The following is a 13,327-nucleotide window of genomic DNA, read 5'->3' on the forward strand; positions in this document are numbered from 1 at the left end:
TTTATTATGCTTATGCAGTTTTTTTATCCTCAAATGAACTAAAGCGCAACGAAACAGAGAGAAATATTCTCCTACGCCCAGCCTATGATTGTTGTAGGACAAGATTTCTTCTACCCGAAGACTGACTGTCAGCTAAGCGCGCCCACTACAAGAAATTCACAAGATCGAGCGTAGAAAGCCATGAATCAGCAATATGAACCGCTGCGCCTGCACGTTCCCGAGCCTTCCGGCCGTCCAGGCTGCAAAACCGACTTTACCTACCTGCGTCTGACCGATGCAGGTACGGTGCGCAAACCCGCCATTGACGTTGAACCCGCCGACACTGCCGACTTGGCCAAAGGCCTGATCCGCGTGCTCGACGATCAGGGCCAGGCCCTTGGCCCATGGGCTGAAGGCGTGCCCGTCGAAATCCTGCGCAAGGGCATGCGTGCCATGCTCAAGACGCGGATCTTCGACAACCGCATGGTGGTCGCCCAGCGTCAGAAAAAAATGTCGTTCTACATGCAAAGCCTTGGCGAAGAAGCCATTGGCAGCGCCCAGGCCCTGGCCTTGAACATCGACGACATGTGCTTCCCCACCTACCGCCAGCAAAGCATCCTGATGGCCCGCGAAGTGCCGCTGGTGGACCTGATCTGCCAACTGCTGTCCAACGAGCGCGACCCGCTCAAGGGCCGTCAGTTGCCGATCATGTACTCGGTGCGCGAAGCCGGCTTCTTCACCATTTCCGGCAACCTCGCGACCCAATTTGTACAGGGCGTGGGCTGGGGCATGGCCTCGGCGATCAAGGGCGATACCAAGATTGCCTCGGCCTGGATCGGTGATGGCGCCACAGCTGAATCAGACTTCCACACCGCCCTCACCTTCGCCCACGTCTATCGGGCGCCGGTGATTCTCAACGTGGTGAATAACCAGTGGGCGATCTCCACCTTCCAGGCCATCGCCGGCGGTGAAGCCACCACCTTTGCCGGACGCGGCGTGGGTTGCGGGATTGCCTCCCTGCGGGTAGACGGCAACGACTTTATCGCGGTATACGCCGCCTCCGCCTGGGCCGCCGAGCGCGCCCGGCGCAACCTGGGGCCGACCCTGATCGAATGGGTCACCTACCGCGCCGGCCCCCACTCCACCTCCGATGATCCGTCCAAGTACCGTCCCGCAGACGACTGGAGCCACTTCCCCCTGGGCGACCCAATCCTGCGCCTCAAGCAGCACTTGATCCGTATCGGCCAGTGGTCCGAAGAGGAACACACCGCCGTCAGCGCGGAACTGGAAGCCGAAGTGATCAAGGCCCAGAAAGAAGCCGAACAGTACGGCACCCTCGCCGGCGGCCAGATTCCAAGCGCCGCGACCATGTTCGAAGACGTCTATAAAGAGATGCCGGAGCACTTGAAGCGCCAGCGTCAAGAGTTGGGGGTCTGACATGAACGATCACAACAACACTATCGAGCTGGAAACCGCCATGACCACCACCACCATGACCATGATCCAGGCCCTGCGCTCGGCCATGGATGTGATGCTTGAGCGTGACGACAATGTCGTGGTGTTCGGCCAGGACGTCGGCTATTTCGGCGGCGTGTTCCGTTGCACCGAAGGCCTGCAAAACAAGTACGGCACCTCGCGGGTGTTCGACGCGCCGATCTCGGAAAGCGGCATCGTCGGTGTCGCCGTGGGCATGGGTGCCTATGGCCTGCGCCCGGTGGCGGAAATCCAGTTCGCCGACTACGTCTACCCGGCTTCCGACCAAATCATTTCCGAAGCGGCGCGCCTACGTTATCGCTCGGCCGGCCAGTTCACCGCACCGATGACCCTGCGCATGCCTTGCGGCGGCGGCATCTACGGCGGCCAGACCCACAGCCAGAGTATTGAAGCGGTGTTCACCCAGGTCTGCGGCCTGCGCACGGTGATGCCGTCCAACCCTTACGACGCCAAGGGCCTGCTGATCGCCTCCATCGAAAACGATGACCCGGTGATCTTTCTAGAGCCCAAGCGCCTGTACAACGGCCCCTTCGACGGCCACCACGACCGCCCGGTAACCCCGTGGTCGAAACACCCCGCCGCGCAAGTCCCGGATGGTTACTACACCGTGCCGCTGGACGTCGCCGCCATCACTCGTCCGGGCTCGGAGGTGACCATCCTGACCTACGGCACCACGGTGTATGTGTCGCAAGTGGCTGCTGAAGAAAGCGGCATTGATGCCGAAGTCATCGACCTGCGAAGCCTGTGGCCGCTGGACCTGGAAACCATCGTCAACTCGGTGAAGAAAACCCGTCGTTGCGTGATTGTCCACGAAGCCACCCGCACCTGCGGTTTCGGCGCCGAGTTGGTGGCGCTGGTTCAGGAGCATTGCTTCCACTACCTGGAAGCGCCTATCGAGCGCGTCACCGGTTGGGATACCCCGTATCCCCACGCGCAAGAGTGGGCGTACTTCCCTGGTCCGTCCCGTGTGGGCGCGGCTTTGCATCGGGTTATGGAGGTCTGAATGGGCACGCACGCTATCAAGATGCCGGACATTGGCGAAGGCATCGCAGAAGTTGAACTATCGGTCTGGTACGTCAAGGTTGGCGATCTGGTGGTAGAGGATCAGGTGCTGGCGGACGTGATGACCGACAAGGCGATGGTGGATATTCCGTCGCCGGTCCATGGCAAGGTGATTTCCCTGGGCGGTGAGCCGGGTGAAGTGATGGCGGTGGGCAGCATTCTGATCAGTATTGAAGTGGAAGGCGCGGGCAATACCAAGGAATCGGCGTTGTCGGCGGTGGTAGAGGTAGAGGAAGCGGCACCTGTACCTGCGCCGAAGGTCGAAGCCAAGGCCCCGGCCATTGAAAGTAAACCGGCGACCAAGCCGGTCGTTGCTCAAGCCCCGGTAGCCCGTGATGCCGACGAGCGTCCGTTGGCCTCCCCGGCCGTGCGCAAGCACGCGCTGGATGCAGGTATTCAATTACGTTTGGTCCAGGGCTCCGGCCCGGCCGGGCGGATTTTGCATGAAGACCTTGAGGCGTATTTGCTGCAGGGTCCGGCAAAAAGTTCGGCAGCATCCAATCCTTACGCCGAACGCAATGACGAACAGCAAATCCCGGTGATCGGCATGCGCCGCAAGATCGCCCAGCGCATGCAGGACGCCACCCGGCGTGCCGCGCATTTCAGCTACGTGGAAGAGATCGACGTCACTGCCCTCGACGAGTTGCGGGTACACCTCAATGAAAAACACGGCGCCACCCGCGGCAAGCTGACCTTGCTGCCGTTTCTGGTGCGAGCCATGGTCGTCGCGTTGCGGGACTTCCCGCAGATCAACGCGCGTTACGACGATGAAGCCCAGATCATCACTCGCCTGGGCGCGGTGCATGTCGGCGTCGCCACCCAAAGCGATATCGGCCTGATGGTTCCGGTGGTGCGTCACGCCGAGTCCCGCAGCCTGTGGGGCAATGCCGAAGAGATCACCCGCCTGGCCGCCGCCGCGCGCAATGGCAAGGCCAGCCGTGATGAGCTGTCGGGCTCGACCATCACGTTGACCAGCCTCGGCGCCTTGGGCGGGATTGTCAGCACACCGGTACTGAACCTGCCGGAAGTGGCCATCGTCGGCGTCAACCGCATCGTTGAGCGCCCCATGGTGATCAAGGGGCAGATCGTGATCCGCAAGATGATGAACCTCTCCAGCTCCTTCGATCACCGGGTGGTCGATGGCATGGACGCGGCGCAATTCATCCAGGCCATCCGTGGCCTGCTCGAACAACCCGCCAGCCTGTTTCTGGAGTAAGGCATGTCTCAATCATTAAATACCACACTGCTGATTATCGGCGGCGGCCCTGGCGGTTACGTGGCGGCGATTCGTGCCGGCCAACTGGGCATCCCGACCATTCTGGTGGAGGGTCAGTCACTGGGCGGTACCTGCCTGAATATCGGCTGCATTCCGTCCAAGGCACTGATTCACGTTGCCGAACAGTTCCAGCAAACCGTGCACCACAGCCAGGGCTCCCACCTGGGGATCGACGTCGACGTACCCACCCTGGACATCGGCAAAAGCGTGGCATGGAAAGACGGCATCGTTGACCGCCTGACCACCGGTGTTGCCGCGCTGCTGAAGAAACACAAGGTGCAGGTCATCCAAGGCTGGGCCAAGGTCATCGATGGCAAGACTGTGGCAGTTGGCGACCAGCGCATCCAGTGCGAGCACCTGTTGCTGGCCACCGGTTCGAAAAGCGTCAACCTGCCAATGCTGCCAATTGGCGGGCCAATCATCTCTTCCACCGAGGCCTTGGCGCCGACGAAAGTACCCAGGCGCCTGATCGTAGTCGGCGGTGGTTACATCGGGCTGGAGCTGGGGATTGCCTATCGCAAGTTGGGTTCCGACGTCAGCGTGGTCGAGGCCCAGGACCGTATCCTGCCAGCCTACGACGCCGAGCTGACGCAACCGGTGGCCGAATCCCTCAAGCAACTGGGGGTCAAGCTGTACCTGAAACACAGCGTCACCGGCTTTGAACGCAACACCCTGCAAGTACGCGATCCCAACGGCGACACCCTGTCCCTGGAAACCGACCAGGTGCTAGTGGCCGTTGGTCGCAAACCCAATACCCAGGGCTGGAACCTGGAAGCGTTGAACCTGGACATGAACGGCTCGGCGATCAAGATCGACAGCCGCTGCCAGACCAGCATGCGCAATGTCTGGGCCATTGGCGACCTGAGCGGCGAGCCGATGCTCGCGCACCGCGCGATGGCCCAGGGCGAGATGGTCGCAGAGCTGATCAGCGGTAAAACCCGCGAATTCAACCCGGCGGCAATCCCGGCAGTGTGCTTTACCGATCCAGAACTGGTGGTGGTCGGCAAGACCCCGGACGAGGCTAAAGCCGCTGGCCTGGATTGCATCGTCGCAAGCTTCCCGTTTGCCGCCAATGGCCGCGCCATGACCCTGGAGTCGAAAACCGGCTTCGTGCGGGTGGTGGCGCGGCGCGACAATCACCTGATTGTCGGTTGGCAGGCGGTAGGTGTCGGCGTGTCCGAGCTGTCCACGGCCTTTGGCCTGTGCCTGGAAATGGGCTCACGCCTGGAAGACGTGGCGGGCACCATCCACGCCCACCCGACCTTGGGTGAAGCGGTGCAGGAAGCGGCGTTGCGGGCCTTGGGGCATGCGTTGCACCTTTGAAGGGGGTGCGAATGCAGCGGGTAATGAAGTATTGTTGCGCCCATCCAGAAATAAACCACACGCCTGCCTTCGACCAGGCGGTTGACAAGAGATAGAGGGTGTCATGGGTAACGAAAGCATCAATTGGGACAAGCTGGGTTTTGACTACATCAAGACCGACAAGCGTTTTCTCCAGCACTGGCGTAATGGCGAGTGGGAAAAAGGCACCCTGACCGAAGATAACGTGCTGCACATCAGCGAGGGCTCCACCGCCCTGCACTACGGCCAGCAATGCTTCGAAGGCATGAAGGCCTATCGCTGCAAGGACGGTTCGATCAACCTGTTCCGCCCGGACCAGAACGCCCTGCGCATGCAGCGCAGCTGCGCACGCCTGCTGATGCCACAAGTGCCGACTGAAGATTTTATCGAAGCCTGCAAGGAAGTGGTCCGCGCCAACGAGCGTTTCATCCCGCCGTACGGCACCGGCGGTGCGTTGTACCTGCGTCCGTTCGTGATCGGTACCGGTGACAACATCGGTGTGCGCACTGCGCCCGAATTCATCTTCTCGATCTTCTGCATCCCGGTGGGCGCCTACTTCAAGGGCGGCCTGACCCCGCACAACTTCCTGATTTCCGGCTACGACCGTGCAGCACCAAACGGCACTGGCGCGGCCAAGGTCGGCGGCAACTACGCCGCGAGCCTGATGCCGGGCTCCCAGGCGAAAAAGGCCAACTTTGCCGATTGCATCTACCTGGACCCGCAAACCCACTCGAAGATCGAGGAAGTCGGTTCGGCCAATTTCTTCGGGATTACCCACGACAACACGTTCGTCACCCCGAACTCGCCGTCGGTATTGCCAGGCATCACCCGCCTGTCGCTGATCGAACTGGCCAAGACCCGCCTGGGCCTGAAAGTGGTCGAAGGCGATGTGTTCGTCGACAAGCTGTCGGACTTCAAGGAAGCCGGCGCCTGCGGTACAGCGGCGGTGATCACGCCCATCGGCGGCATCGAATACAAAGACAAGCTGCACGTGTTCTACAGCGAAAAAGACGTCGGCCCGGTGACCCAGAAGCTCTATAAAGAGCTGACCGGTGTGCAATCGGGTGATGTTGAAGCGCCTGAGGGTTGGATCGTCAAGGTTTGATCCTGCACCTGCTTTAAACAGGAAACCCGCCTATTTGGCGGGTTTCTTGTTTATTCGGGGATGTTTTCCGGGATCTTCTTGCCCATGTTGATCCGCGGCTCCGCCCCGTAGCCCAGCGCCTCGTAAAAACCCACTACCGCATCATTGCCGCCAGTGATCTGCAGGTTGATCTTCATGCAGCCCAAGGCCGTTAATGCCTGCTCGGCATGCCGTACCAACGAGGCGCCCAAGCCTTGCCGGCGATAGTCGGGATGCACTGCCACCGAATACAACCAGCCGCGATGCCCGTCATAACCGGCGAGGATGGTGCCAATCACGGTTTTCTTGTCCGTAGCCACAAAAAACAACCCATCATTGACCGCCAGTTTTTTATCAATGACCAGGGTCGGCAGGTTGTGCGCCGTGTCATAACCAAAGGCAGCCTGCCACAGCGCGACCACCTGCGCACGGTGTGGGCGGTCGCGGTAGGGGCCAATGGGATGGCGTGACGACAATGCCTTCTCCATCACCAGGGTGCGTTCGTTACCGTGGTAGACGTCGCGCACAGTAATGAAGCCTAACTTGATATAGAACAATTCGGCAGTCAGTGAGGAGGGTACATTCAATACCGTCACTCCGGCCTCGCGGGCACGCAGTTCGATTTCGATCATCAGTAGGCGGCCGATACCCTGGCCTTGCAACGTCGGATTGACGAACACCGAACGCACCACATTAGCGTCGAGTGCGGCGGTGGCGACGATCACTTGATCCTGGATCGCCACCAAGACGGTTCGGCGCTTAAGCAATTGCAGCACCGCGTCGGGAGTAAAGTTGCTCGCCACCCGCGCAATCACGTCGGCCGGGTAATCCTGGGCGTTGCTGTCGTGCAGGGCCGCGAGAATGACTTGGCTTATGCCTTCAGCATCGGCGGTTTTGGCGAGACGAACTTCGGTTGGCATGACTTCTCCTTCTTGACACCAATATCGTAGCGTGCAGCAGCATCGCATTTTTCACCGAAAAGATGCCACGCCTACCCTCAGCAGCCGATTTCGCTGCAAAACCCCGCTTTTCAGCTTTCCCGGCTGAGCCACGCCCCTACTTCAACCGGGATTCTGCCTCCATAGCGCACAAAATAGCTTTACTGCCCACCCCATGGACCCGTGCCCCCATGCAAACCACTAACACCGTTCTGATGATCCGCCCGGCACGCTTTGCCTTCAACCCGGACACCGCGATCAACAACCGCTTCCAGCAAGCACCCCTAGACCCCTACAGCGCACAGCAGAAAGCGCTGGAAGAATTCGACGGCTATGTCAACACCCTGCGCCAGCACGGCGTGGAAGTACTGGTGGTGCAAGATACCCTCGCGCCCCACACCCCGGATTCGATCTTCCCCAACAACTGGTGGAGCAGCCACGCCGACGGCAGCCTGGTGCTGTACCCGATGGAGGGCCAGAACCGCCGCCTGGAACGCAGCAAAGGCGTGCTGCAAGTACTGGAGCAACGCTTTGCCATCCACGACACCATCGATTTCAGCCACCTCGAAGAACAGAACATGTTCCTCGAAGGCACCGGCAGCATGGTCCTCGACCGCCAGCACCGCATCAGCTACGCCTGTCACTCAGGGCGTACTCACTCCGATGCCTTGCGCCAGTTTGCCGAACGCCTGAACTACCAGGTCTGCGTATTTCACGCCGTCGACCGCCACCACGCACCGATCTACCACAGCAACGTGATGATGAGCGTGGGCCGCAACCTCGCCGTGGCCTGCCTGCAAGCGCTGCCCGAAGAGCACGAACGCCTGGCCCTGGAACACTCCCTGCGCGACACTGGCAAGGACATCCTGGCCCTGGACTTCGACCAGTTGGAAGCCTTCGCCGGCAACATGCTGGAAGTCCACGACCGCCACGGCCAGCCGCTGCTGGTGATGTCCGCCAGCGCCTGGCACTCCCTCAAGCCCACCCAGCGCCTGCACGTGGAACGCCACACCCGACCGGTGGTGGTGAACATCGACAACATCGAGCGCATCGGCGGCGGCAGTGCCCGCTGTATGTTGGCGGAAGTGCATCTGCCAGCCCGTCCCTCATACCAACAAGGAGTCTTCCCATGACCCGTTATATCGACGTCAACGACCTCAGCTATCTGGTTTCGCAAAAAGGTCTGCTGACCTGTATCGCCGAGATGGCCGAGTACATTCGCGCCGACTACCTGCGCTGGCATGACTTTGAAAAATGCGCACGCCTGGCCAACCACTCACCGGAAGGTGTGATCGAGTTGATGCCGGTTTCGGACGCCTCGCTGTACGCCTTCAAGTACGTCAACGGCCATCCGAAAAACACCCAAAGCGGCATGCTCACCGTCATGGCCTTCGGCGCCCTCGGCGATGTCGACACCGGTAAGCCGGTGCTGCTCAGCGAAATGACCCTGACCACCGCGATCCGCACAGCTGCCACCTCGGCGCTGGTCGCACGCTACCTGGCCCGGGAAGACAGCCGCAGCATGGCGTTGATCGGCAACGGTTCCCAGAGCGAGTTCCAGGCCCTGGCCTTTCATTCGATGCTGGGCATCAATGAGATCCGCCTGTTCGATATCGACGCCAAGGCCACCGCCAAGCTGGCGAACAACCTCAAGGCCTTCCCGGCGATCAAAGTGATCCTGGCCAGCAGCGTGGCTGACGCCGTACGCGGTGCCGACATCGTCACCACTGTCACCGCAGACAAGGCCTACGCCACGATCCTCGCTGACGAGATGATCGAGCCCGGCATGCACCTCAATGCCGTCGGCGGCGACTGCCCCGGCAAGACCGAACTGGACCGACGAATCGTCGAGCGTGCGCGGGTGATCGTCGAGTACGAACCACAAAGCCGCATCGAAGGCGAAATCCAGCAAATGCCGCAAGATTCCCCGGTGACTGAACTGTGGCAAGTCATCAACGGCCAAGTGGCTGGCCGGGAAAATCCGCGCCAGGTCACGCTGTTCGACTCGGTGGGTTTTGCAATCGAAGACTACTCGGCCCTGCGGTACGTACTGGACGTGGCCAAGGCCCTGGAAGTGGGCAGCGAACTGGAACTGGTTCCGGATCTGGCCGATCCCAAGGACCTGTTTGCACGGCTTGCGCAGCAGCCGTCCGCACAGCAGAAAAAACACGCCTGAGACCGCTCTGGCCTGCCGCTTTGCGCAAGGGGCAGGCTGGAAATAGTTGAACAACAAGCCGATTTAACGGGTATTTCAGCCGATTGCGCCGCCACTCGCGTTTTAACAGTCTATTGCGCGTGTCATCGCTGGGGTAAACGACACAAAAGACGCACCACCTTGAAGCATTCTTTGTGGCGAGCCCGCTCACCACACAAACCCACTTGCCATAAAAAAGCTCGCGACAACACCTTGTTTACTGCCCTGACATCTAATTACAAAATATAGGGAATACACCATGACTCCGCTCCGATCACTTTTCGCTGCGCTGCTCCTGCCTTTGTGCGCAACTGCTGCCCAGGCCCAGGAATGGAAAGAAATCCGCTTCGGGGTGTTCCTCAGCCCAACCTCAGTGATCACCCGCAAGAGCGCCGATTTCGGCGACACGCCTGAGTCGTTGAAAGGCAAACAGGTCGGCGTCCTCCAGGGATCTCTGCAAGAAGCCTAAGCGCGTGCTCATCTGGCCAAACTCGGTGCCCAGGTCAAGGCCTACCAGTCCCTGGACCAGAACTACGCCGACCTGCAAAACCTACCGTCGTAGCGGAAAACGCCAACGTCAAACTCAAGGTCGAAGGCCTGCATAAAAGTTATGGCGAACATGAGGTGCTCAAGGGTGTCTCCCTCAATGCACGCAACGGCGATGTGATCAGCCTGATCGGCGCCGGGTGTTGGGCGTGAGCGCAGCAGAGGCGGATAAACGCGCGCGCATGTACCTCGACAAGGTGGGCTTGCCGGGGCGGGTGGCTGATCAATACCCGGCGTTTCTCTCCGGCGGCCAACAGCAACGAGTGGCCATCGCTCGTGCCCTGGCCATGGAGCCGGAGATCATCCTGTTCGACGAACCCACTTCAGTGCTAGACCCGGAGCTTGTAGGAGAAGTACTTAAAGTCATACAGACGTTGGCTGAGGAAGGTCGTACCATGCTTATGGTCACCCACGAAATGGGCTTTGCTCGGCAGGTGTCCAGCCAGGTGCTGTTTCTGCATCAGGGTCGGGTCGAGGAACAAGGCGGAGCCGAAATCCTCGATCACCCCAACAGCGAACGCTTGCAGCAATTTCTTTCCAACCGCTTGAAGTGAACACCAAACCCCATGGATACCAAGGCAAAAGGCCCTCATTCTTCCCCAGTGCTGGATCGCATCGACGAAGCCATCATCGATGTGCTGCGACATCAGGGGCGCATTACCTACGAGAAGCTGTCTTCCTTGGTGCACCTTACGCCCAGGCCTTGCCTGGAGCGGGTGCGCAAGCTGGAGCGACGTGGGGTGATCCGTGGTTATGGCGCCATCATCGATGTGCAAATGGTCTCGCCGGGGCTCTCCTTGCTAGTGCTGATCGCCCTCTCCAACCAGAGCGGTCGTTCGGCACAGAAAGCCTTCGAGGCCTGCGTCAAAGCTTGCCCGCAGGTGTTCGAGTGCCAATTGATCAGCGGCCCGTTCGACTACAGCCTGCGCATGCGCTGCCGGGACATGGAGCATTATCGGGTGCTGACGGAAACCTGGTTGAACAACGGCGAGCTGCACATCGATAAGCTGGTGGCGCATCCGGAGTTGGCGGTGGTGAAGAATACCGCGACCGAATTAGCCTGAAACCCGGTGTTTTAAATACTGGAGAACCCATGTGGGGCTGGCTTGTCGGGTCGCCGCATCGCTGCGGTAGCATCAACTCGGTTCTACTAATGGACCGAGTCGTCTGCATTGCGGGCAAGCCCGGCTCCCACACTTAACCGTGCCCGCTTGAAATCCGCTTGCCCGGCAGCGCCGCAATCAACTTCGCCTGCCCATCCCGCTGCTTACCCGTGCGAGCCTCACTGATCAACCCCGGTATCAACTTGCCCTCCGGCAGATTCTTCCAGAACCGACTGGGCAAATGCCCTTCCATGACCTTGGGGTTCAACCGTGCCGGGTTGAAGATATGGCTGTAGTAGGTCAGCCACATGGCGCTGTGGGGGTCTTCGACGTTTTGCGCCAACTGCCGCCATTGCGGCGGGCAACTGCGCTGATGAATCAGTTGCTGACCGTCGTAATACACCCCATCCAAAGGCGTGGCGATCAACCAGCGATGCCGGCCCATTCGCCCAACAAAGTGCTGGCTCGCGCTGTGCAGAATGTCGTGGGCCGGTTCATGCCACGCCACGTACTCGGGCAACTCAGGCCCCGCCGCCGTGGGCAACGCAATGAACCGCACAAAGGCATGCAGGTGATGAGCCTCACGCTGCACCTGCTTCAACCGCCGATGCAACTCGCTGCCCAGCTTGTCCCCCGCCAGCATCGCCGTGCGATCACCATGACTGACGCGCCACAGCACTTCATACAGCAGGCTCCAGCGCTGTTCACCGTGATAACAGGCGGCGCTCTCCAACAGTTCCAACAGCGCCTTGGGAATCCGTGCCTGGAACGGTCCCGCGTGTGCCGGATACGCCTCGTCGGTAGCAAACAAGTCAGCCACTTCTGCCTCGCCCCAGCTCACATGGCTCGGATCAATCTGATGGCTGAGTAGCCAGCGCGCCTGCTCGCGCCACGTGCTGAATAGGTTGTCGCATTCCAGGCTGATCATCCCCACAACCCCATTTGTTGTGGTTGCGGGCGGTCCCGCAGTTGCTCACGCAGCAGCACGCTGGTGCTTTCCGCCTGCTGTGGGTGGTAGTCGCTGGTGATGAAAAATGGTTTGGCCTTGCTCAGCACGCAACGCATCCGTGCCAGGTCTTCATAGCGGATCTTGCGTTGCCGACGCAGGTCCACCAAACGCTGGGTGGTGCGCAGGCCAATCCCGGGAATTCGCGCGATCAGCGTCGGCTCGGCGCGGTTTAAATCCAGGGGGAATACATCGCGGTGTTCCAGGGCCCAGGCCAGCTTGGGGTCGATATCCAGGGCCAGGTGCCCCGGGCCCTGAAACAGCTCGCTGGCGCTGAAACCATAACTGCGCAAGAGGAAATCCGCTTGGTACAAACGGTGCTCGCGCATCAAGGGCGGCGCGGCCAGGGGCACGCTTTTCGGGCTATTGGGGATGGGGCTGAAGGCCGAGTAGTAAACCCTGCGCAATTTGAAATTGCCGTACAACGACTCTGCGCTGTGGAGGATGGTGCTGTCGTCAGTGTCATCGGCGCCGACAATCATCTGCGTGCTTTGCCCAGCCGGGGCGAAACGCGGCGAGCGGGGTTCGTTGAGGACCGTTTGCTCGCCGGTAAAGATGGTCTGCATTGCCTGTTTGATCGAGACAATCTGCTTTTCTGGCGCGAGGATCTGCAAGCTCTTGTCCGTGGGTAACTCGATATTCACGCTCAGCCGATCGGCATAGCGGCCAGCCTCGGCAATCAACGCCGGGTCGGCTTCGGGGATCGTCTTGAGGTGGATATAACCGCGAAAGTCATGCTCTTCGCGCAGTAGCTTGGCCACCCGCACCAGTTGCTCCATGGTGTAGTCCGCCGAACGGATGATCCCGGAACTGAGAAACAGCCCGCTGACGCAATTGCGCCGGTAGAAATCCAGGGTCAGGGTCACCACTTCTTCCGGGCTGAACCGCGCGCGGGGCACGTCACTGGAGCGGCGGTTGACGCAGTATTGGCAATCGTAGAGGCAGAAGTTGGTGAGCAACACTTTGAGCAACGACACGCAGCGCCCATCCGGTGTATAGCTGTGGCAAATCCCCATGCCATCGGTCGAACCCAACCCCGCCTTGCCCTCGGAGCTGCGCTTGGGCGCACCGCTGCTAGCGCAAGACGCGTCGTACTTGGCGGCGTCGGCAAGGATGCTGAGCTTTTCGATCAACTGCATGGGGGATACCAATACTGGTTTTTTATACAGTACCAGCAGCGCTGCCGCAGGTTCAAGGGAATGGTGGTGAACGGTCGAACAATCTTTTAAGGCGCGTGCGTTCGATCCCGCAACACCAACCCCACC

11 protein-coding genes and 2 pseudogenes are annotated in these 13,327 nt (G+C 60.3%); 10 read left to right on the forward strand and 3 right to left on the reverse strand.

Annotated features, from left to right (window positions below):
• Positions 1-180: 180 nt before the first annotated feature.
• The 5 genes from ACZRKZ_RS08820 (at position 181) to ACZRKZ_RS08840 (ending at position 6,257) form a co-directional block, all read left to right on the forward strand.
• The gene (locus ACZRKZ_RS08820) at positions 181-1,416 is read left to right on the forward strand and encodes a thiamine pyrophosphate-dependent enzyme (RefSeq protein WP_463969383.1); all 1,236 of its coding nucleotides are present in this window, start codon (positions 181-183) and stop codon (positions 1,414-1,416) included.
• Between the two features lies 1 nt (position 1,417).
• Complete coding sequence (locus tag ACZRKZ_RS08825; RefSeq protein WP_133100382.1) at positions 1,418-2,476, forward strand: alpha-ketoacid dehydrogenase subunit beta; 1,059 nt, start codon at positions 1,418-1,420, stop codon at positions 2,474-2,476.
• Complete coding sequence (locus tag ACZRKZ_RS08830) at positions 2,477-3,751, forward strand: dihydrolipoamide acetyltransferase family protein (RefSeq protein WP_463981383.1); 1,275 nt, start codon at positions 2,477-2,479, stop codon at positions 3,749-3,751.
• Between the two features lie 3 nt (positions 3,752-3,754).
• Complete coding sequence (gene lpdA, locus ACZRKZ_RS08835) at positions 3,755-5,134, forward strand: dihydrolipoyl dehydrogenase (protein ID WP_463981384.1); 1,380 nt, start codon at positions 3,755-3,757, stop codon at positions 5,132-5,134.
• A gap of 103 nt (positions 5,135-5,237) precedes the next feature.
• Entirely contained in the window at positions 5,238-6,257 is a 1,020-nt protein-coding gene (locus ACZRKZ_RS08840; RefSeq protein ID WP_133100385.1) for a branched-chain amino acid aminotransferase, read from the forward strand.
• 50 nt (positions 6,258-6,307) lie between these two features.
• Here the strand turns inward: ACZRKZ_RS08840 and ACZRKZ_RS08845 are convergent, their stop codons facing one another.
• Complete coding sequence (locus tag ACZRKZ_RS08845; RefSeq protein WP_463981385.1) at positions 6,308-7,195, reverse strand: GNAT family acetyltransferase; 888 nt, start codon at positions 7,193-7,195, stop codon at positions 6,308-6,310.
• Positions 7,196-7,404: 209 nt separating this feature from the next.
• Between ACZRKZ_RS08845 and ctlX the strand changes: the two genes are divergently transcribed.
• From ctlX to ACZRKZ_RS08870, 5 genes and pseudogenes are all read left to right on the forward strand, one after another.
• Positions 7,405-8,346: a citrulline utilization hydrolase CtlX gene (gene ctlX, locus ACZRKZ_RS08850; RefSeq protein WP_463969379.1), complete on the forward strand. Its 942-nt coding sequence runs from the start codon at positions 7,405-7,407 to the stop codon at positions 8,344-8,346.
• Positions 8,343-9,389, forward strand: a complete 1,047-nt coding sequence (locus tag ACZRKZ_RS08855) for an ornithine cyclodeaminase (RefSeq protein ID WP_463981386.1) — start codon at positions 8,343-8,345, stop codon at positions 9,387-9,389. Before ctlX ends, ACZRKZ_RS08855 begins: the two co-directional genes overlap by 4 nt.
• A 277-nt stretch (positions 9,390-9,666) precedes the next feature.
• A pseudogene (locus ACZRKZ_RS08860) lies at positions 9,667-9,957 on the forward strand (ABC transporter substrate-binding protein); the annotation flags it as partial.
• A gap of 47 nt (positions 9,958-10,004) precedes the next feature.
• Positions 10,005-10,507 (forward strand): annotated as a pseudogene (locus tag ACZRKZ_RS08865) (ATP-binding cassette domain-containing protein).
• 12 nt (positions 10,508-10,519) lie between these two features.
• Positions 10,520-11,017 (forward strand): Lrp/AsnC family transcriptional regulator, encoded by a 498-nt coding sequence (locus ACZRKZ_RS08870; RefSeq protein WP_463969377.1) that lies wholly within the window; start codon positions 10,520-10,522, stop codon positions 11,015-11,017.
• A 133-nt stretch (positions 11,018-11,150) separates the two neighbouring features.
• On the opposite strand, the gene ACZRKZ_RS08875 is transcribed toward ACZRKZ_RS08870, so the two are convergent.
• A complete protein-coding gene (locus ACZRKZ_RS08875) occupies positions 11,151-11,984 on the reverse strand; it encodes a TIGR03915 family putative DNA repair protein (RefSeq protein ID WP_463969376.1) in 834 nt (277 codons plus the stop codon).
• Positions 11,981-13,201, reverse strand: a complete 1,221-nt coding sequence (locus ACZRKZ_RS08880; protein ID WP_463969375.1) for a putative DNA modification/repair radical SAM protein — start codon at positions 13,199-13,201, stop codon at positions 11,981-11,983. Before ACZRKZ_RS08880 ends, ACZRKZ_RS08875 begins: the two co-directional genes overlap by 4 nt.
• Positions 13,202-13,327: the final 126 nt, after the last annotated feature.

The sequence above is a fragment of the Pseudomonas sp. c313 genome (genome assembly GCF_055407145.1).